The sequence below is a fragment of the Staphylococcus petrasii genome (assembly GCF_002902565.1).
Taxonomy (GTDB): domain Bacteria; phylum Bacillota; class Bacilli; order Staphylococcales; family Staphylococcaceae; genus Staphylococcus; species Staphylococcus petrasii.
Genome location: NZ_PPRC01000016.1, coordinates 1 through 20,562, shown reverse-complemented (window position 1 = coordinate 20,562; position 20,562 = coordinate 1). Strand labels below are relative to the sequence as shown.

The 20,562-nt window shown below is 34.9% G+C and carries 18 protein-coding genes; 1 reads left to right on the top strand and 17 read right to left on the bottom strand.

The features are described from left to right. Nucleotides 1-81: 81 nt before the first annotated feature. The 4 genes from priA to gmk all read right to left on the bottom strand — a co-directional run bounded on the left by priA (nucleotide 82) and on the right by gmk (nucleotide 4,726). Nucleotides 82-2,490, bottom strand: a complete 2,409-nt coding sequence (priA, locus tag CD127_RS03495; RefSeq protein ID WP_103365790.1) for a primosomal protein N' — start codon at nucleotides 2,488-2,490, stop codon at nucleotides 82-84. Then, a complete protein-coding gene (gene coaBC, locus CD127_RS03490) occupies nucleotides 2,490-3,689 on the bottom strand; it encodes a bifunctional phosphopantothenoylcysteine decarboxylase/phosphopantothenate--cysteine ligase CoaBC (RefSeq protein WP_103365789.1) in 1,200 nt (399 codons plus the stop codon). Before coaBC ends, priA begins: the two co-directional genes overlap by 1 nt. Before the next feature lie 201 nt (nucleotides 3,690-3,890). After that, a complete protein-coding gene (gene rpoZ, locus CD127_RS03485) occupies nucleotides 3,891-4,103 on the bottom strand; it encodes a DNA-directed RNA polymerase subunit omega (protein WP_103297890.1) in 213 nt (70 codons plus the stop codon). Next, the gene (gene gmk, locus CD127_RS03480; protein ID WP_103297891.1) at nucleotides 4,103-4,726 is read right to left on the bottom strand and encodes a guanylate kinase; all 624 of its coding nucleotides are present in this window, start codon (nucleotides 4,724-4,726) and stop codon (nucleotides 4,103-4,105) included. Before gmk ends, rpoZ begins: the two co-directional genes overlap by 1 nt. Nucleotides 4,727-4,884: 158 nt before the next feature. On the opposite strand from gmk, the gene CD127_RS03475 reads away from it, so the two are divergent. Further along, nucleotides 4,885-6,582, top strand: coding sequence for an Rqc2 family fibronectin-binding protein (locus CD127_RS03475; RefSeq protein ID WP_103365788.1), 1,698 nt, complete (start codon nucleotides 4,885-4,887; stop codon nucleotides 6,580-6,582). A 64-nt stretch (nucleotides 6,583-6,646) separates the two neighbouring features. Here CD127_RS03475 and CD127_RS03470 read toward each other — a convergent pair whose 3' ends face one another. The 13 genes from CD127_RS03470 to CD127_RS03410 all read right to left on the bottom strand — a co-directional run bounded on the left by CD127_RS03470 (nucleotide 6,647) and on the right by CD127_RS03410 (nucleotide 20,397). Next, nucleotides 6,647-7,051 carry a VOC family protein gene (locus tag CD127_RS03470; protein ID WP_103297893.1) on the bottom strand — a complete coding sequence of 135 codons (405 nt, stop codon included), beginning with the start codon at nucleotides 7,049-7,051 and terminating at the stop codon, nucleotides 6,647-6,649. Nucleotides 7,052-7,434: 383 nt separating this feature from the next. Then, a complete protein-coding gene (locus CD127_RS03465) occupies nucleotides 7,435-7,662 on the bottom strand; it encodes a hypothetical protein (RefSeq protein ID WP_103365787.1) in 228 nt (75 codons plus the stop codon). 29 nt (nucleotides 7,663-7,691) lie between these two features. Beyond that, the gene (gene pyrE / locus CD127_RS03460) at nucleotides 7,692-8,300 is read right to left on the bottom strand and encodes an orotate phosphoribosyltransferase (protein WP_103297895.1); all 609 of its coding nucleotides are present in this window, start codon (nucleotides 8,298-8,300) and stop codon (nucleotides 7,692-7,694) included. 1 nt (nucleotide 8,301) lies between these two features. Then, nucleotides 8,302-8,994, bottom strand: a complete 693-nt coding sequence (gene pyrF, locus CD127_RS03455) for an orotidine-5'-phosphate decarboxylase (protein WP_103297896.1) — start codon at nucleotides 8,992-8,994, stop codon at nucleotides 8,302-8,304. 86 nt (nucleotides 8,995-9,080) lie between these two features. After that, complete coding sequence (gene carB, locus CD127_RS03450) at nucleotides 9,081-12,254, bottom strand: carbamoyl-phosphate synthase large subunit (RefSeq protein WP_103365786.1); 3,174 nt, start codon at nucleotides 12,252-12,254, stop codon at nucleotides 9,081-9,083. Continuing rightward, a complete protein-coding gene (locus tag CD127_RS03445; RefSeq protein WP_103365785.1) occupies nucleotides 12,247-13,347 on the bottom strand; it encodes a carbamoyl phosphate synthase small subunit in 1,101 nt (366 codons plus the stop codon). The genes carB and CD127_RS03445 overlap by 8 nt, the downstream gene beginning before the upstream one ends. A gap of 1 nt (nucleotide 13,348) precedes the next feature. Next, the gene (locus CD127_RS03440; protein WP_103365784.1) at nucleotides 13,349-14,623 is read right to left on the bottom strand and encodes a dihydroorotase; all 1,275 of its coding nucleotides are present in this window, start codon (nucleotides 14,621-14,623) and stop codon (nucleotides 13,349-13,351) included. 3 nt (nucleotides 14,624-14,626) lie between these two features. Next, nucleotides 14,627-15,520, bottom strand: coding sequence for an aspartate carbamoyltransferase catalytic subunit (locus CD127_RS03435; RefSeq protein WP_103297900.1), 894 nt, complete (start codon nucleotides 15,518-15,520; stop codon nucleotides 14,627-14,629). Nucleotides 15,521-15,551: 31 nt separating this feature from the next. Then, nucleotides 15,552-16,862, bottom strand: a complete 1,311-nt coding sequence (locus CD127_RS03430) for a uracil-xanthine permease family protein (RefSeq protein WP_103365783.1) — start codon at nucleotides 16,860-16,862, stop codon at nucleotides 15,552-15,554. Between the two features lie 243 nt (nucleotides 16,863-17,105). Further along, on the bottom strand, nucleotides 17,106-17,633 hold the full coding sequence (gene pyrR, locus CD127_RS03425; RefSeq protein ID WP_103297902.1) for a bifunctional pyr operon transcriptional regulator/uracil phosphoribosyltransferase PyrR: 528 nt from the start codon (nucleotides 17,631-17,633) through the stop codon (nucleotides 17,106-17,108). A gap of 769 nt (nucleotides 17,634-18,402) precedes the next feature. After that, nucleotides 18,403-19,320, bottom strand: coding sequence for an RluA family pseudouridine synthase (locus tag CD127_RS03420; protein WP_103365782.1), 918 nt, complete (start codon nucleotides 19,318-19,320; stop codon nucleotides 18,403-18,405). 11 nt (nucleotides 19,321-19,331) lie between these two features. Next, nucleotides 19,332-19,808: a signal peptidase II gene (gene lspA / locus CD127_RS03415; protein WP_103297904.1), complete on the bottom strand. Its 477-nt coding sequence runs from the start codon at nucleotides 19,806-19,808 to the stop codon at nucleotides 19,332-19,334. 115 nt (nucleotides 19,809-19,923) lie between these two features. Further along, entirely contained in the window at nucleotides 19,924-20,397 is a 474-nt protein-coding gene (locus CD127_RS03410; protein WP_103365781.1) for a CHAP domain-containing protein, read from the bottom strand. Nucleotides 20,398-20,562: the final 165 nt, after the last annotated feature.

Sequence of the window (20,562 nt, the reverse complement as noted above, 5' to 3'; positions counted from 1 at the left end):
TAGCGTCATTCTACGCTCTAATTTAAATTACATTTTACACCTTAAGACGTTTTTTATCTACCAGAAAAACTCGACAATTTATCACATCATTATTTGAGGATTAATATCAATTTTCAAGGATAATTTATCTTTCATATAAGCTTCATGATAATAATCATCTAAGTATTGCAATGCTTTAAGCAACTCTGGCTCACGTTTATATTTAACAAGAATTTGGAAACGATGTTCATTATTAATACGCGCTATAGCTGCAGGAGATGGCCCTAGCACTAAAGCTTTATCGGTTAAATGTTGTAACAATACTTGATGAACGTGTTTTGAAGCTTCCATCACTTTTTTCATATTTTTATGCGCAATAGTAAAATTAATTAAAAAGTAATATGGAGGATATTTTCCTATTTTTCGAAATTCCATTTCTTTTTGATAGAACGTTAGATAATCATTTTGTCGTACATCTTCAATAGCATAATGTGTTGGATTATATGTTTGAATAATAACTTTCCCTGGCTTTTCATGGCGTCCAGCTCGGCCTGACACTTGGGTTAATAATTGGTATGTTCGTTCACTTGCTCTGAAGTCAGGTAAATTTAACATAGTATCGGCATTGAGTACGCCTACCAATGTAATATTAGGATAATCTAAGCCCTTCGCAATCATTTGCGTGCCTAACAAAATATCGCCTTTACCTTTTTCAAAATCAGTAAGCAATTTCTCATGAGCACCTTTACGCGATGTCGTATCTACGTCCATACGAATAATACGTGCTTCTTCAAATTCCTGTTGCAAAATTTCTTCTACACGCTGTGTTCCTGTACCTACTTGGCGAATATGAGGGCTCTCACAGTTAGGACATATATTAGGCGGTGTTTCTTGATAACCACAATAATGACACTTTAACTGATCCGTTGTTTTATGGTAGGTAAGCGAAATATCGCAATGAGGACATTGAGGAACATAACCACAATCCCGACATAACATAAATGACGCATATCCACGGCGATTTAAAAATAATACGATTTGTTCATTTTTATTCAAACGATCTTGTATCGCTTCTCGTAATTCATTTGAGAACATAGAACGGTTACCTGAACTTAATTCTTCTCGCATATCAATAATATCAATTGAAGGTAATGCTTGTTGGTTCACCCTAGTAGGCAATGTTAGAAGTTGATATACATCCTTTTCAGCACGCGCATAAGATTCAAGACTTGGCGTTGCACTTCCTAACACTAATGGACAGTGATGATAACGACTACGCCATTCAGCAATATCACGCGCATGGTATCGTGGATAATCTTCTTGTTTGTAGGTTGATTCATGCTCTTCATCAATAATAATAATGCCTAAATTTTTAAAAGGCGCGAAAATACTTGAACGCGCGCCTACACTTACTTGCGCTCTACCGTCTCTAATTTTTTGCCATTCATCATAACGTTCCCCATTTGATAAACCTGAATGAAGCACGGCAACATCATCACCAAAACGACGTTTGAAACGTAAAACCATTTGTGGCGTTAAGGCAATTTCAGGTACTAACATCATGGCTTGTTGCCCTTTATTAAGTACTTCTTCAATAGTTTGTAAGTAGACTTCCGTCTTTCCTGAACCCGTGACACCATGTAGTAAGAAAGTACGTTGTCGCTCTTCGTCAATAGTTGCTTTAATTTGTTGAAAAGCCTCTTCTTGTTCTTGCGTTAATGTGCGTTTGTCTTCTCTTTCAAAAATACGGTCTGCAAATGGATCACGTTCTACTTCAGCATCATATTTTTCAATAAATCCTTTTTTGACAAGACTATCAATACTAGATTTTGAAAATCCCATTTCTTCTAAATCTTTAAGAAAAACCGTCTTATGTTGTTCATCTAACAAGAAAGCATACACATCGTATTGCTTCATAGATTTTTCAAGCAATGCTAGGACTTCATCAGGATTATAGTCATCAAGAATACGAACCGCTCTTTGCATTTTTTTACTAGTGTTTTGAGATAACAATGTTACTTCTTGAACGATGCCTTCTTTGAGTAAATTATTTAGCACCGGCAAGTGGTTATTTTTTTGCGCATCTTTATATTTATAATGCCCTTTTGAATCAAAATATTTTAAAAGGTCTTCTTCCATGTCATTATGTTTTACAACTTCAAACACTTTTGTATATTTTGCCTTAATTGCGCTAGGTAACATTGCTTCAAGGACAGAAATACTTTTAGACACATGAGAATAACTGAGCCATTCACTTAATTGTATTAATTCAGGCGTTAATTCTGGACGTATGTCTTGAACTTCTTTAATTTCTTTTAGCTTTTGAAGGTCGATATCTTCACTTGGTTGGGACTGAATATCCATAACATAGCCTTGAATTGTTCGAGGCCCAAATGGAACGATAACTCTAACACCAACTTGTATAAACTCTTCTAAATTTTTAGGTACGAGATAGTCAAACTTAAAATCTACACTTTTGGAAGGTACATCTACAATGACCTTTGCAATCATTATTGCCACCTAGTTTCTAATTCATCTAAAATTTGTTGAGCTAATTGCACTTTTTTTCCTTTCTTTATATTGTGCGTCTCACCATTTTTAAAATGCATCGTTAATTCATTATCATCAGATTTGAAACCAATGGATTGGTCTCCTACATTATTTGAAATAATAACATCTGCATTTTTGCGTTTTAATTTATCTTGTGCGTATTGTTCAATATTTTGTGTTTCTGCAGCAAATCCCACTAAATATTGATGTGTTTTATGTTCACCTAAGTATTTTAATATATCTTTAGTACGCTTAAATGTGACTGATAAATCCCCTTCTTGCTTCTTCATCTTATGATCTAGCACTTGAGTAGGCGTATAATCTGACACTGCCGCTGCTTTCACTACAATATCTTGTTCGTCATAGCGTTGTGTTACTGCTTGGAACATTTCTTCTGCGCTTTCAATATGAATAACCTCTACCCCAGTTGGATCTTCTAATTGAGTAGGACCAGTAACTAATGTTACATGCGCGCCACGATCACGTAAGGCTTGGGCAATTGCAAATCCCATCTTTCCAGAAGAACGATTTGAAACAAAACGGACTGGGTCAATTACTTCTACTGTAGGTCCCGCTGTAACTAGTGCATGCTTACCAGTGAAGCTACTATGTTGAATGTGTTGTTGTTGTTTAAAATAATCGTTAAGAACACTTACAATTTGTAACGGTTCTTCCATTCTTCCTTTTGCCACATAACCGCACGCTAAGAAACCATCACCAGGCTCAATAAAGTGATAGCCATCTGATTTAAGCACCTCAATATTACGCTGCGTACGAGGATTCTCATACATATGCACATTCATCGCTGGCGCTATAAATTTAGGTGTTTCAGTAGCTAACAACGTAGACGTGACCATATCATCTGCAATGCCTACGCTCAATTTAGCAATAATATTGGCAGTAGCTGGTGCTACTATAATTGCATCAGCCCAATCTCCTAGTGCCACATGTTGAATTTCTTGTGGATTCTCTTCTTTAAAAGTACTCGTGTACACTGGATTTCTACCAATAGCTTGAAACGCTAAGGGCGTTACGAATTCTTGAGCATGGTCTGTAAGCATAACTCTTACATCGTAACCTGCTTGCGTTAACTTACTTGTTAAATCAATTGCTTTATAAGCTGCAATACCACCTGTTACGGCGAGTAGAATGTGTTTCATAATCGGCTTTCTCCCTTACTTTTTTCGATTATTAAATAGGTTTTTACATTAAATTAATTATACACAAATCAGTCGAATAATTAAAAACACACACCCTAGCAAAATGAATGGCTCATTTAATGTAAGGTGTGCGAATCTTTTTATTATAGTCTCATAAATTAATACTAACTTGTGAATTTTAAAATTATTTAAACGTTAAACTTATGCGTAAAAATCATCTGGATATTCAGGTTCAATTTTACCATTAGCAATTTCTTCTAATGCTTGGCCAACTGGTTTAGCTGAATGATAACCATTTAATAAAGCTGTTTCTGGTTTCTCATCTAATTCACGTGCACGCTTAGCTGCAGTCGTAGCAATTAAGTATTTTGAATTAATTTTTGATTGTAACTGATTTAAAGGTGGGTTTAACATTATTTTTTTGCCTCCAATAACATTTTTCTATATATAGCTTCTACGCGTTCTCTTTTTAAATGCTCCGCTTCAACAATCGATTGAATACGTTGTTTGGCTAACTCTACTTCATCATTAACGACAACATAGTCGTAAAGATTCATCATTTCCACTTCTTTACGTGCTTCATTGACTCTGCTTTGGATTTTTTCATCAGATTCAGTGCCTCGCCCAACTAAACGCTCTCTCAAATGGTCTAAGCTTGGCGGTGCAAGGAAGATAAATAATGCGTCAGGAAATTTCTTTCTTACTTGTTTAGCACCTTCTACTTCAATCTCTAAAAATACGTCATGACCAGCTTCCATAGTATCTTTAACATATTGAACAGGTGTTCCATAATAATTTCCTACATACTCGGCATATTCAATAAATTGATCTTCCTGAATTAACGCTTCGAATTCTTCTTTCGTTTTAAAAAAGTAATCTACACCATCGACTTCTCCTTCGCGCATGTCACGTGTAGTCATTGAGATAGAGTACTTATATGATGTAGTTGGATCGTCAAATATTTCTTTACGAACAGTTCCTTTGCCTACTCCTGAAGGACCTGAAAGAACGATTAGTAATCCTTTTTCATTATCCATGCCTTACGACCTCTCTAAGCTATTCTTCTATTATTTAAATATAATATCACATTGAGGAATGAATTGTATAGAGTCCGAACGACAAACTTAAATCATGACGCTATGATTTTGCCATGTTACAATATAATGAATGAAAAAATTGAAGGTGGAAATTAATTATGGCATACGATGGCTTATTTACTAAAAAAATGGTAGACTCACTACAATTTCTAGTTTCTGGTAGAATTCATAAAATTAATCAACCAGAAAATGACACAATAATTATGATTGTTCGACAAAATCGTAAAAACCATCATTTACTATTATCAATACATCCAAGCTTTTCAAGAATGCACTTAACTAATAAAAAATACGATAATCCATTTGAACCACCTATGTTCGCACGTGTCTTCCGTAAACATTTAGAAGGTGGCATTGTGAAAGCAATACGTCAAATTGGGAATGACCGTCGTGTAGAAATTGACGTCGAAAGTAAAGATGAAATTGGAGATACGATTTATCGTACTGTTATTCTTGAAATAATGGGTAAACACAGTAACCTTATTTTAGTAGATGATAATTATAAAATTATTGAAGGATTTAAACATTTAACACCTAATACTAACCAATATCGTACAGTAATGCCTGGCTTCCAATATGAAGCCCCTCCTACGCAAAATAAAATCAATCCATTTGAAATGGATGGTCAAGAAGCGTTAAAACATATTGATTTTAATAGTGGTAAAATTGCGAAACAATTATTAACTACATTTGAAGGGTTTAGTCCTTTAATTACAAATGAAATTGTCGATCGTTATCAATTTATGACTTCTGACACATTACCTAAAGCATTTGATGAAGTAATGGAACAAACACGCCAGGAACCTGTACCCATTTTCCATAAAAATCATGAGACAGGTAAAGAAGATTTCTACTTTATGAAACTTAAACAATTCCAAGATGATGCCGTGATATATGATTCATTACATGAATTGTTAGATCGTTTCTATGATGCGCGTGGTGAACGAGAAAGAGTAAAACAACGTGCAAATGATTTAGTGCGCTTTGTTCAACAGCAACTTCAAAAGCAACAACATAAGTTAAACAAATTGATTGAGGAATATGAAGGTGCGAAAGATAAAGATACGCAACAATTATACGGGGAGCTCATTACGGCAAATATTTACCGTATTAAACAAGGTGATGAGTCTGTCACTGCGCTGAATTATTATACTAATGAAGAAGTGACGATTCCTTTAAATCCAACGAAGTCTCCTTCTGTAAATGCGCAATATTATTACAAGCAGTATAACCGTATGAAAACACGTGAACGAGAACTTGATCATCAGATTAAATTAACGCGTGAAAATATTGATTACTTCGCTAATATTGAACAACAACTAGAACATATTACAGTAAATGAGATCGATGATATTAGAGATGAATTAGCTGAACAAGGCTTTATGAAGCAACGTAAAAATGTTAAGAAGAAGAAAAATGAAAAGATTCAACTTCAAACGTATCTTTCAACCGATGGAGATACGATATTAGTTGGTAAAAATAATAAGCAAAATGATTATTTAACTAATCGTAAAGCGCAGAAATCTCATATTTGGTTCCATACGAAAGATATTCCAGGATCACATGTGGTGATTTTAAATAATGCGCCTAGTGAGCAAACGATTAAAGAAGCAGCAATGATAGCGGGTTACTTCTCTAAAGCAGGTAATTCTGGACAAATACCAGTGGATTATACTGAAATTCGAAATGTTCATAAACCTTCAGGTGCGAAACCAGGTTTTGTCACATATGATAATCAAAAAACACTTTTTGCTACGCCTGATTACGATAAAATTCAAAGTATGAAACAAAAATAATAAAAATGCCATCACTTCAAACTATTAAAAGTGATGGCATTTTACTATTTATCAATTGAATATTTTATTTTTCTGGTAGTGCAAGTTGGAAGCTTACGCCAAATTTATCTTGTACCCAAGCGAATTCTCTAAATGGTGGCATTGCTGTTTTAGGCATTAAAATAGCGCCTTCTTTTTTCAATCCGCTAAATAAGCGTTCCATTTCCATCGCATTATCTACAGTGATATATAGTGAAATTGATGGATTCATAGGTAGCTCTTCACCGTTATCAGCATCAATAGCCATAAATACTTGACCATTCAATGTGAAAATAGAATGTTGCACGGTACCTGGCACGCCTGGACCTTCTTCGCCATATTTCACCATAGTTAGAATTTCACTATTTTCAAATAAGCTTGTATATAAATTAATCGCTTCTTCAGCTTGATTATTAAACATTAAAAATGTTGTTATTTTAGGTATTTCCATGATAATCCCCCTACGTTTTTCTTTATGTTCTCATTATTATTTTAAACTATTCATTAACAATTTAACAAAATTTCCATTCCAACCAGATACTTTCTAAAACTTAATTTTTTGACTTATTTTGTATTATCGTTACAATTAAGTAAAGTTAAATTGGAGGCTTTTCACAATGATGCATTTTCTTATTCCCCTATTATCTATGTTTATTGTGTTATTAATAGGCTGGGTTTTAATTAAAATTTTTATTCGTTAATATTATGAGTTGGATACATTTAAACGCCATGAGAGGACGCGCTCAGTGGCGTTATTTTCTTTTATAAAAAAATGGTACATATACGACTATGTCTGATTACAAACAATTGTCGTAATATGTACCATTTTGTCTTTTAAATTTCGCCTTTTTGGCGTAACTTTTCTTTTGCTTTTTTGAAAAAGTCAATTGTATGTTCGAAAGCTTCCATGTTTGTGGTTTTACTTTCATTCTTGATGCTTTCGATACTTTCATCAATCGTTAGTGTATGGTCTGGGGTTTTAAAATTATGTTCACTATATAAAAAATCATTTACATGTTTCATCTTAGTATAAAAATGATTTTTCTCTTTTTCAGTAGTCACTATCCACTACCCCCTTTAGACATAGCTTATTATAAGTTGTCTCTCCAATCAACTAATGTTTGAATATCTTCTTCAGAAATTTGACCTTCTTCACGAGCTACTTCGATCAATTCATTATAGTTACTTAATGTATAGAAAGGTACACCAATATCTTTAAACATTTTGTCTGCTTTAGCTAAACCATATGTGAAAATAGCTACTACACCTACTACTTCAGCGCCTGCTTCTTGTAAAGCTTCTACTGCTGTAATTGATGATCCACCTGTTGAAATTAAATCTTCCACTACTACTACTTTTTTACCTTTACTTTGAGCACCTTCGATTTGATTTTGTTTACCATGACTTTTACTTTTAGAACGTACATAGTTCATTGGTAAATTTAATTTTTCAGAGATATAAGCGGCATGAGGAATACCAGCTGTTGCAGTACCTGAAACAATCTCAACGCCATCAAATTTATCAGTGATTAATTGGCTTAAGCCATCGCGAATTGCTTCACGCACTTCAGGATAACCTAATGTCACACGGTTATCGCAATAGATAGGTGATTTAATACCAGAACTCCACGTATATAAATCGTTTGGTGATAATGTAACTGCTTCAATATCTAATAATGATTTCGCAATGTTTTTTGCCATATTAACCTAACCAACTTTCTTTAATATTTTTATAACTTTCTACTGGATTTTGACTTTGCGTAATTGGACGTCCAACTACAATATGTGTTGCCCCTAATTGTTTAGCATCTTCTGGTGTAGTAATCCTTTTTTGATCATTAACCGCTGCCCCTTGTGGTCTGATCCCTGGTGTTACTTTTAAAAAGTCTGAACCTAACTCATTTGTTAATAATTCCGCTTCTAGTGGTGAACATACCACACCATCGAGTCCAGCTTTCTGTGTTAATTTCGCATAATTCAATACGGCTTCTTCAATTGTCGTTTGAATATTTTGTTCATTATGCAACATTTCTTCAGTAGTAGAAGTTAATTGAGTTACCGCTATAATCTTTGTATCTTTACTATATTTACGTAAACCGCGTACAGCTGCTTCCATCATTTGTGTACCCCCAGCAGCATGCACATTAACTAAATCTACATCAAGTTTACCTAAGCCTTCCATTGCTTTTTCCACTGTATTAGGAATATCATGCAATTTAAGGTCTAGAAAGATATCATGTCCACGTGATTTAATCGTTTTAATTAAATCTGGCCCTGCTTGGTAAAATAATTCCATACCAATCTTCACAAACAGTGGTTCATCAAATTGATCAAGAAATGTGTTTACTTTATCTGCAGATTCGAAATCTAAAGCGATAATTGGTAAATCTTTCATTTAAAAGCTCCTTTTGAAAATGAACGACGAGAGCAGTGTAAGCTCAATGACTTATTCTACTCTGTCGTTCTTATCTTATTGATTATTTACATATTTCTCATTGTGAATGTCATGCTTTCAATAACATTTGTTAATGCGCTTGCTGTATCTAATGAAGTTAAGCAAGGTACACCGTTTTCTACAGTAGTACGACGGATTTGGAAACCATCTCTTTCTACTTCTTTACCTTTTGTCATTGTATTAATCACAATTTGTACTTCTCCGTTTTGAATACGTGTTAGTAAATCATCTTCTCCACCGATTTTACCTACGACTTCAACTGGGATGTGATGTTCTTTTAATTTTTCAGCTGTACCTTCTGTTGCTAAGATTTTATAGCCTACTTCATTTAAGCGATGTGCTATTTTTACGATTTCTTCTTTATCTTTATCGCTAACTGTCATTAATACAGTACCGTGATCTTTAACTTCAACCCCACTACCAGTTAAGCCTTTATATAAAGCTTTTTCTAATGTCATGTCTTTACCCATAACTTCACCGGTAGATTTCATTTCAGGTCCAAGCGTTACGTCTACATTTTTCAACTTATTAAAGCTGAATACTGGTGCTTTAACATATACGCCTTCTGAGTATGGTTGAACTCCTTGTTTATAACCTAAATCTTTCAACTTAGTACCCATAATCGCTTGCATCGCTAATTGAGCCATTTGAATATCAGTGATTTTACTTAAGAATGGCACTGTACGGCTGGCACGTGGGTTCACTTCTAATACATAAACACCATCATGTGCGATAACAAATTGGATATTAATTAAACCAATGATGTTTAAACCTTTGGCCAATTTGATTGTGTAATCTTCTAGCGTATCGATATCTTCTTGGCTTAATGTTTGTGGTGGATACACTGCGATTGAGTCACCACTATGCACACCAGCACGTTCGATATGTTCCATGATACCAGGGATGATCACTGTTTCACCGTCTGAAATCGCGTCTACTTCGATTTCTTTACCTGTTAAATATCTATCCACTAATACCGGATGTTCTGGACTTGCTTTAACCGCTTGTTCCATATAGTTTTCTAATTCAGCATCGCTATTTACGATTTCCATTGCACGTCCGCCTAAAACATATGATGGGCGAACTACAACTGGATAGCCAATTTCGCGGGCATTTTCAAGCGCTTCCTTAGGAGAAGTTGCTGTCTTACCTTTAGGTTGTGGCACATCGATCTTACGTAATAATGCTTCGAACTCTTTTCTATCTTCTGCACGGTTTAAGTCTTCTAATGTCGTACCTAAGATTTGAACACCATGTTTCGCTAACTTATCAGCTAAGTTAATCGCTGTTTGACCACCGAATTGCACAACCACACCTTTAGGTTGTTCTAAATTAATGATGTTCATTACATCTTCTTCAGTTAATGGTTCGAAGTATAATTTATCTGAAATTGAAAAGTCTGTTGAAACTGTTTCAGGGTTATTATTCACGATAATTGCTTCGTATCCAGCATTTTGGATAGCCCATACAGCATGTACAGTAGCATAGTCAAATTCTACCCCTTGGCCGATACGGATTGGACCTGAACCAAGTACTAAGATTTTTTCTTTATCTGTAACAATTGATTCATTTTCAGTTTCATACGTACCGTAATAATATGGTGTAGTAGATTCGAATTCTGCTGCACATGTATCTACCATTTTATATACTGGCTTGATATTGTTGTCTTGGCGTAATTGATATACTTCTTCTTCTGTCATACCAAAGCGGTGAGCGATAACTTTATCACTGAAGCCATAGTCTTTAGCATATTTAAGGTATTCTAAATCGCCAGGATGTTTTTTTAATTCATGTTCAATGTTAATGATATTTTGGAATTTATTTAAGAAGAAATAATCGATTTGAGTCATGTTATGAATTTCTTCTAATGTTGTACCACGACGAATGGCTTCACCGATGAAGAATAAGCGTTCATCATCTTGATGACCAATACGTTCTTTAATATAGTCTAAGTCGAAACTTTCACCGTTTGGTAAACCTAAATGATGTACACCGTATTCTAATGAACGGATGGCTTTCAATAACGATTCTTCATATGTACGTCCAATAGCCATAACTTCACCGGTAGCTTTCATTTGCGTACCCAGTTCTCGTTCACCTTTTTCAAATTTATCAAATGGGAAACGAGGAATCTTAGAAATAACGTAGTCTAACGCTGGTTCGAAGGCAGCATAAGATGTACCAGTTACTGGATTTAACATTTCATCTAACGTTAATCCTACTGCGATTTTAGCCGCTAGTTTAGCGATTGGATAACCAGTTGCTTTAGACGCAAGTGCTGATGAACGTGATACACGTGGGTTTACTTCGATAATGTAGTAATTTAAAGAGTGTGGATCTAAAGCTAATTGAACGTTACATCCACCTTCAATTCCTAAAGCTCTGATGACTTTAAGTGATACATCACGTAACATTTGATATTCAACATCAGATAGCGTTTGGCTTGGTGCCACTACAATTGAGTCACCAGTATGGATACCGACTGGGTCGATGTTTTCCATATTACATACTACAATCGCGTTATCATTTTTATCACGCATTACTTCGTATTCGATTTCTTTATAACCTGCGATTGATTTTTCAATTAAACATTGTGTAGCAGGACTATAATGTAAACCATTACTTACTACTTCTTTCAACTCTTCATCGTTGTGACAGATACCGCCACCAGTACCACCCATAGTGAATGCTGGGCGTACAATTAATGGGTAACCTACTTGTTCTTTGAAAGCAAAAGCTTGTTCTACCGTATTTACGATATCACTTTCAGGTACAGGAACATCTAAGTCATTCATTAATGATCTAAACAATTCTCTGTCTTCTGCTTGTTGAATTGATTCAAGTTCAGTACCTAATAGTTTTACATTATTTGCTTCTAATACACCGCTATCATGTAATTGAATCGCCATGTTTAAACCAGTTTGACCACCTAGTGTTGGTAGCAATGCATCAGGTTGTTCTTTACGGATAATACGAGCAATAAAATCATGTGTTAACGGTTCGATATAAACTTTATCTGCAATTTCTTTATCTGTCATAATTGTTGCAGGATTCGAGTTAACTAAGATAACACGGTATCCTTCTTCTTTAAGCGCTAAACACGCTTGTGTACCTGCATAATCAAATTCTGCAGCTTGTCCTATTATGATTGGACCTGATCCAATTACTAGAATGGTTTGAATATCGTCACGTTTAGGCATTTACTGTTTGCTCCTTTTCTTTAAATTCTTTCATCATCGTCATAAATTCATCGAATAAATAATTTGAATCACTTGGGCCTGGTCTTGCTTCTGGGTGATATTGTACTGAGAACGCAGGTAATGTTTTGTGTCTTAAACCTTCTACTGTGCCATCATTTAATGCGATATGCGTAACTTCTAAATCTGTATTCGCTAATGAGTCTTTATCAATCGCATAACCATGGTTTTGGCTAGTAATATCTACTTTACCTGTACGTAAGTCTTTAACCGGATGGTTCGCACCTCGGTGACCAAATTTCATCTTGAATGATGTAGCACCTTGAGATAATGCGAATAATTGATGTCCTAAGCAAATACCGAAGAATGGAATTTTACCTAAGATACCGTTAATCATATCTAATGCCACATCTACTTCATCTGGATCCCCAGGGCCGTTTGATAACATTACACCGTCTGGAGACATCGCTAAGATTTCTTCTGCTGATGTATCGTATGGTACAACAGTTACGTTACAACCTCTTGAATTTAATTCACGCACAATGTTTTGTTTCTTACCAAAGTCTAATAATACAACGCTTAAGTCTGAACCTGTTGAAACATATGGTGTTTTAGTTGAAACTGTAGTCACTTCATCGCGAGGTAACTCTGCAGTTTTTAAGTTTTCAATTAATTGTTCAATTTCTTCTTTATTATCAGTGAATCCAGCTTTTAATACACCATGTTGTCTGATTTTACGTGTAATACTGCGTGTATCAACGCCTGAAATTCCTGGAATCTTGTATTGTTCAAGTACTTCATGTAATGTTTTTTGTTTTCTAAAATTACTTGGGTGAGTACTTGCTTCTTTCACTACTACACCATTTAATGTAGGTGTTAATGATTCGAAATCATCTCTATTAATCCCGTAATTTCCAATTAATGGGTAGGTAAAGGTCACGATTTGACCAGTATAAGATGGGTCAGAAATTGTTTCTTGGTAACCTGTCATTGCAGTGTTGAACACAATTTCACCGATAGATAATTCATCTGATCCTAATTTATAGCCTTCATAAAATGTCCCATCTTCTAATACAAGATAACGTCGTTCAAGCATCTTACTTATCCTCCTTAAATTTAACTTCGCCTTCAACCATTGTTAATACTGGATTACCATATACTTTGTATCCAATGAATGGTGTGTTATCCGCTTTAGATAAGAAATCTTCGCCTCTGATTTCGCGTTCCTCATCTAAGTTAATGATTGTTAAGTCAGCAAAGCTTCCTTCTTCTAATCTGCCATACGGTAAATCAAATGTTTCAGCAGGTTTAATTGTTAAATAATCCACTAATTGTTGAAGTGTCCAGTCTCCATTTTTCACAAAGTGTGTGTATAATAATGGGAATGCTGTTTCACTACCCACAATACCGAATGGTGCTTTCGTCATCGGTTGTGCTTTCTCCTCTTTAGCATGAGGCGCATGGTCTGTTGCGATACAATCGATCGTACCATCTAATAAGCCTTCTAATAATGCTTCTCTGTCTTCTTTGCTTCTTAAAGGTGGATTCATTTTGAAAATGGCGTCATCCCCTGGCACATCATCTTCTGTTAATAATAAGTGATGTGGTGTTACTTCTGCAGTAACATGAATGCCTGCTGCTTTAGCGTCACGGATTGCTCTAACACTTTCTTTAGTAGAAACGTGACATACATGGTAATGACAATCTGCAGCTTCTGCTAATAATACGTCTCTAGCAATTTGTACTGCTTCACAAATATTAGGGATACCAGGAATGCCTAATTCTTCACTACGTTTACCTTGATGCATCGCACCACCGTAGATTAAACTGTTATCTTCACAGTGTGCTACCACAGCTTTATTCACTTTAGCAGCTTGTTGCATTGCTTCATACATCATAGCGGCTTCTTGTACACCTACACCATCATCAGTGAAAGCGAAAGCGCCCTCTTTAGCTAAAGCTTCAAAATCTACATGTTCTTTACCTGCTTCACGTACTGTAATTGAAGCATATGGTAATACACGTACTTGAGCATTTTCTTTAATAAGTTCATTTAAACGGCCCATGTTTTCAACTGAATCTGGTACAGGACGCGTATTAGGCATAGGACATACTGTAGTGAAACCACCACGAGCTGCCGCTTTTGTACCTGTTTCAATTGTTTCTTTATGTTCGCCGCCTGGTTCACGTAAATGTACGTGTACGTCTACAAATCCAGGTGCCACGAATTGGCCTTGTGCATCAATTACTTCAACATCGTCGTTTACTTCAATTGAGTTGCTAATTTCTTTGATGTGTTGTCCATCAATTAATATTGAAACTTGTTTCAGTTCACCGTTATCTAAAATTTGAGCGTTTTTGATTAATTTCATTATTTACTCCCCTTTTCCTGATAATAGTTTATTGATAACTGCCATTCTTAAATACATGCCGTTAGTCATTTGTTTAAAGATACGTGCTTTAGGTGCTTCAACTAATTCTGAGTCAATTTCCACACCTCTGTTAACTGGTGCTGGATGCATTACAATAGCATTATCTTTTAATTTGTCATAACGTTCTGTCGTTAAACCATATTTCTCATGGTATTCATTCGCTTCAAAATTCGCTTCACCTGTTATACCGTGTCTTTCATGTTGCACACGTAATAACATCACTATATCTACTTGATCAATCACGTCATCAATTTGAACATATGGCGCATCGAGTGTGTCATCCACCCACTCATCTGGACTTGAGAACATCACTTCTGCACCTAACGCTGTTAAGCTAGTGTAATTACTTCTAGCTACACGTGAGTTTTTAATGTCACCACAAATTAATACTTTTAAACCTTCAAATGAACCATATTCTTCATAAATTGTCATGATGTCTAATAAGCTTTGTGTGGGGTGCTGACCACTTCCGTCTCCCGCATTCGCAATCGGAATGTTAAGGTTCTCTAATTCTTCGTAATATGCATTTTGTGAATGTCTAATAACTAATAAGTCCACGCCGATGCTTTCTAACGTTTTACATGTATCGTAAAGTGATTCGCCTTTTTGTACAGAAGAAGTACTTGTTTCAAAGTTAACTTCTTTCAAGCCAAGTTTTTGTTCTGCAACTTCGAAACTACATTTTGTACGTGTAGAATTTTCAAAGAATAAGTTTGATACGAACTGACCTTCGTATTGTGGTAATGCTTGTTCTCCTGATTTATAAGCGATAGCTGTTTGAATTAAATCGTAAATGTCCTCGTTTGATAAGTGTTCCATAGATAATAAGTTTTTCATAAAGCGCCTCCTGATAAATAATCTATTTAAATTAGTGTTTTGGTTCTTCTTTTTCTTTTGGCAAAATTAAATTTAAGATAATACCTGAAAGTGCTGCTAATGCCATACCTTCAATTTGAAGATTAATGCCAAGTCCTTTTAAGTTGATAAGTAAGTTACCAATACCAACTACTAAGACAACTGACGCGATAACTAAGTTACGGTTGCTCGAGAAATCAATGTTACTTTCAACTAACATTCTTAAACCACTTGCGGCGATAATACCGAAGAGTAAGATGGAAACGCCACCCATGACTGGTGTAGGTATTGATGAAACAAGGGCTGAGAATTTACCGATAAACGAAAGCACAATCGCAATGACTGCTGCGCCTCCAATGACATAAATACTGTAAATTCTTGTGATGGCTAACACGCCGATGTTCTCACCATATGTTGTACTTGGTGGTCCACCGATGATACTTGCGAACATTGTTGATACCCCGTCACCAATGATTGAGCGGTGTAGACCTGGATCTTCAAAGAAGTTACGTCCTACGATTTTGTTAATAACCATTTGGTGTCCAATGTGTTCACTTACCGTTACAAACACGATTGGTAACATTACCAAGATTAATCCTATGTGTATAGATGGAACATAATCTTTAAACGGTAAGTAGATGTGTGGGAAATCAATCCAGCTTGCTTTTGCGATAGGTGCGAAATTAACAATTCCCATAAAGATAGCTACAATGTAACCTACTATAATACCGATAAGCACTGGGATAAGTGATAAGAAACCTTTAGAGAAACCTTGTACGATAATCGTTACTAATAATGTGATTAAGGCAACGACTAAGTAACTTAAGTTGTAGCCTTTCATCTCACCTGAGTTCTCAAACATCGCCATGTTTACTGCTGTAGGCGCTAAACTCAAGCCGATAACCATAATAACTGGCCCTACTACTACTGGTGGTAACAAATGCATTAACCAACCTGTACCACTGATTTTGATTAAAATACCAATGATGATGTACATCACACCACTAGCAAATAAAGCGACTAACATATCACCTAAGCTATGTGTGCTTAATCCTGTGATGATAGGCGTAATAAATGCAAAGCTTGAACCAAGATACGCTGGAATTTTCGCTTTTGTTATTAGGATGTAAAGTAACGTTCCTATTCCTGAAGCTAGCAATGCCGCCGAGATTGGCAAACCTGTTAGGAACGGTACTAATACCGTTGAACCAAACATGGCAAATAAATGTTGTAAACTAAGTAATGCCCATTGCGAAGGTTTCGGTTTATCTTTCACATCTAACACCGGTTTGACGGTGCGTTCAAACATTTGATCATTTTCCATCTTTTTTTCTTCCTTTCTATAAAAAAAGTCTCTTTACATTGTGGATGTAAAGAGACTAAAAAAATTGTACTCGTCATAATAGATAATATGGATTGGAACGTAATTATCTATTAAGTACGTGATAAAGTATTTAATTGCAGTGAGTATAAGGATAATTTGATTTACTATTTTATATTATCGATTTACATACTCACCATTAAATACTTCACCTTTTTCAGTCTCTCGTACTGATTTAAAAGGTCTTTATTCAATTACTACTGCGTTACGTGAATCCTTTTCATCTAAATAAACTGAAACGGCTTCATTTTTAGCAGTTGGAATATTTTTTCCTACAAAATCTGCTCTAATTGGCAATTCACGGTGCCCTCGATCAACGAGTGCCGCTAAGCCAATCTTATTTGGTCGAGAATGTAATAGTATTGCATCTAATGAAGCTCTGACTGTACGTCCCGTGTAAAGGACATCGTCGATAATGATGACAACTTTATCTGTGATATCCGCATCAATATCGATAGCTTCTTTAGTAATTTGTTTATTTGCGATTTCGATATCATCTCTGAAATGCGTAATGTCAATCGTACCGGTTGGAACGCTTTTTTGCTCAATTTGGTTAATTTTATTTTGAATGCGTCGTGCTAAGAATTCGCCTCTTGTTTTAATTCCGAGTAATACAAGGTTTTCAGTACCTTTATTGTATTCAAGAATTTCATGCGCAATGCGTGTGACTGTTCTTTGAATTGCAGCATCATCCATAATGATACGTTCTGACATTATCTCACCTCTTAAAATATAAAAACCCTCATGCCTTTAATCAAAGACACGAGGGTTTATTTATATACAAACATGTAATACTTACGTGATTACATATTAAAAGTTCCACTTAATAAAACATACCGACCTAATATCGATGCTATGTTTTAATTTAGTATATAATTATTCTCTCTGTCTTTGAAGCCTCTCTGGACTTTCACTTAAAGACATAACGTTTTCTTATTTGAACTGTTATTAGCTTAATGCTTTTTTGAAAATAAGTCAATGCAAAATTTAAAAAAGATACATTTTTAAACTGAAAAAATTTCAAAAACATAGTTCTTAGATAGACAGCCACTCACTTAAGTTGCTAAGCTTTCCAGGGGTGCCGTCTCAGCCTGTAGTCTTCGACTGGCACTGCTCCCCTAGGAGTCTACGCAACTACGTTTCGTTATCTATCTTAGAACGCCTTACACAAGTGCACTTGCACTTGTGTTCAATATAAAAAAACGCCAAGAGTCGCGCAACAACACTCGTAGTTCATCTCTAGAATTTCTTACCTAAGTGCTTTAGCACTTAGGTTCATCAAAACACTGTTCCTTCGGGAGTCACACAACGTCATTCGTTATTCATCTTAGAACTACTTACATTCATTAATATTCATATCAGAACAAAAAGCTCCCAAGCGAAATAAAATCATAATAATTAAAAAAAGACAATTTCTATATTATTGCAATAGAAATTGTCTCTTGTACTTATTCAAGAACTTTAAGTCCAAGTCTTTTCAATATTATGCTTCTCTTAAGCGAATTTCTTCTAATAAATCTTTAAATTCTTGTGGTAAGTCGGCTTGGCGTTCAATGTATTCATGTGTCACTGGATGTTCGAAACCAATGACACCTGCATGTAATGCTTGACCACCGATATCAAGTGTTTTTCTAGGACCATATTTAGGGTCGCCAACTAATGGGAAACCTATATATTTCATATGCACACGAATTTGGTGTGTACGTCCTGTTTCTAACTGACATTCAATTAATGTGTAATCATTAAAATGCTCTAATACATTAAAATGTGTTACAGCATCTTTACCATTATCGACTACATCCATAGATTGGCGATCTTTTTCATTACGACCAATAGGTGCATCAATTGTGCCATAATCATGTGGAATATTGCCATGAACTAACGCTGTATATTTACGTTTAACTGTTTTATCCATAAGTTGTTCCACTAGTCCACGATGGGCAATATCATTTTTTGCAACCATTAATAAACCTGACGTATCTTTATCAATTCGGTGTACAATACCTGGACGAATTTCTCCATTAATACCTGATAAATCTTTGATTTGAAACATTAATCCATTAACTAACGTGCCTGTATAATGACCTGGTGATGGATGAACTACCATGCCTTTAGGTTTATATACAATAGCTACATCTTCATCTTCATAATAGATATCTAAGTTTAAATTCTCAGGTTGTATATCCGCTTCAACGACTTCTTTTTCAGTCACAACTATATCATCATTCATTTTAACTTTATAATTTGATTTAACGACTTTGCCATTAACTGTCACAAGTTCTTCTTTAATCCAATCTTGAATTTGGCTTCGAGACCATTCTCCATTGAAATCAGAAAGTAATTTATCAATTCGTTGCCCAACGAGTTCATTATTATCTATCTTATACTCATATGTTTCCAAATTATAACCTCCTATCCTTTTGATGTCGCATCTTTGATTAAAGCAATGATGACTAATAATACGCCAATAGTTAAACTTGAATCCGCTACGTTAAATATTGGAAAAGCGTAACCAAAAATATTTGTATCAATAAAGTCTACTACCTCACCATTAAATAAACGATCAATAAAGTTACCTAATGCCCCAGCAAATAATAAACTAATCGCTACTTGCATAAATAAATTATACTTTGCTTCTTTAATATAAAATAATACGAGCACCACTAAAATAATAAGCGTAATAATGTAAAAGAATCCCATCTTACCACTTAAAATCCCCCATGCTGCACCATTATTTCTATGAGACGTTATATTTAAGAAATTGGGAATTACTTCATAAGAATCACCAATATTCATCGTCGTCGCGATTATGCGTTTCGTTAATTGGTCAATAACTAAAATAGCAATCGCTATTATAAGTGAAATACCAATATAATATTTCTTTTTCATTCACGTGCCTCCATTCACACCTCAATGCTTTGACAACACTCTACATTATAGCTTAATAGACTTTATAAAAAAAGCTACAGTTACAATCTCAAATGATTTAAATTTTTATCATCAATTACGCTTTAGCATTATTTTTAGGATGAATGTAATTATAATCTTTTACTTCATAAGTACCAATGTGTCTTGTTGTTACTTCATAAGGTTTTTTATAGTTCATATCAGATACCGTAAGTGAACCATTATCATTTACTTTTTCCACATAAGCGACATGACCATGATCCCCTTCAGAGGTTTGTAATATTGAACCAGGTTTTGGATGTTCATCTACTTTGTAACCTTCATCTTCAGCTTTAGATGCCCACTCCTTAGCATCGCCCCATTCATTATTAATCATATTCCCGTTTTGGCGAATACGGTCGAAGGCATAATACGTACACTGTCCTTTAACATAAGTATTAAATTTCATTGGATTGCTTTGCCAAAAGTGAATAGTCGGTTCTGTCATATCTTGATTATCTACACCATCATAAAGCGCGCCACCTGTTAAAAGTGCGCTTCCAACTACTATTATTAATAAGAATTTTTTCATTTTATCACACTACTTCTATCGAATTAATTTGGAATAAGAAATCATTAGGATTTTTAATTTTAAATAAGTGATTTGAGAATATAAAATATAAGCAATAAGTAGAATTATTCTCATCATTTTTAAACTAGATAATTATGAGTGAGTTGCATGATGGTATCATTGGAC

Coding starts and splice junctions, on each gene's coding strand:
- CD127_RS03475 (WP_103365788.1), top strand. CDS start 4,885: ATGGCATACGATGGCTTATTTACTAAAAAAATGGTAGACTCACTACAA.
- pyrE (WP_103297895.1), bottom strand. CDS start 8,300: ATGGCAAAAAACATTGCGAAATCATTATTAGATATTGAAGCAGTTACA.
- coaBC (WP_103365789.1), bottom strand. CDS start 3,689: ATGAAACACATTCTACTCGCCGTAACAGGTGGTATTGCAGCTTATAAA.
- CD127_RS03440 (WP_103365784.1), bottom strand. CDS start 14,623: ATGAAATTAATCAAAAACGCTCAAATTTTAGATAACGGTGAACTGAAA.
- CD127_RS03410 (WP_103365781.1), bottom strand. CDS start 20,397: ATGAAAAAATTCTTATTAATAATAGTAGTTGGAAGCGCACTTTTAACA.
- CD127_RS03470 (WP_103297893.1), bottom strand. CDS start 7,051: ATGGAAATACCTAAAATAACAACATTTTTAATGTTTAATAATCAAGCT.
- CD127_RS03435 (WP_103297900.1), bottom strand. CDS start 15,520: ATGAAAAACTTATTATCTATGGAACACTTATCAAACGAGGACATTTAC.
- pyrR (WP_103297902.1), bottom strand. CDS start 17,633: ATGTCAGAACGTATCATTATGGATGATGCTGCAATTCAAAGAACAGTC.
- priA (WP_103365790.1), bottom strand. CDS start 2,490: ATGATTGCAAAGGTCATTGTAGATGTACCTTCCAAAAGTGTAGATTTT.
- CD127_RS03430 (WP_103365783.1), bottom strand. CDS start 16,862: ATGGAAAATGATCAAATGTTTGAACGCACCGTCAAACCGGTGTTAGAT.
- rpoZ (WP_103297890.1), bottom strand. CDS start 4,103: ATGTTAAACCCACCTTTAAATCAGTTACAATCAAAAATTAATTCAAAA.
- carB (WP_103365786.1), bottom strand. CDS start 12,254: ATGCCTAAACGTGACGATATTCAAACCATTCTAGTAATTGGATCAGGT.
- lspA (WP_103297904.1), bottom strand. CDS start 19,808: ATGAAAAAGAAATATTATATTGGTATTTCACTTATAATAGCGATTGCT.
- CD127_RS03445 (WP_103365785.1), bottom strand. CDS start 13,347: ATGCTTGAACGACGTTATCTTGTATTAGAAGATGGGACATTTTATGAA.
- pyrF (WP_103297896.1), bottom strand. CDS start 8,994: ATGAAAGATTTACCAATTATCGCTTTAGATTTCGAATCTGCAGATAAA.
- gmk (WP_103297891.1), bottom strand. CDS start 4,726: ATGGATAATGAAAAAGGATTACTAATCGTTCTTTCAGGTCCTTCAGGA.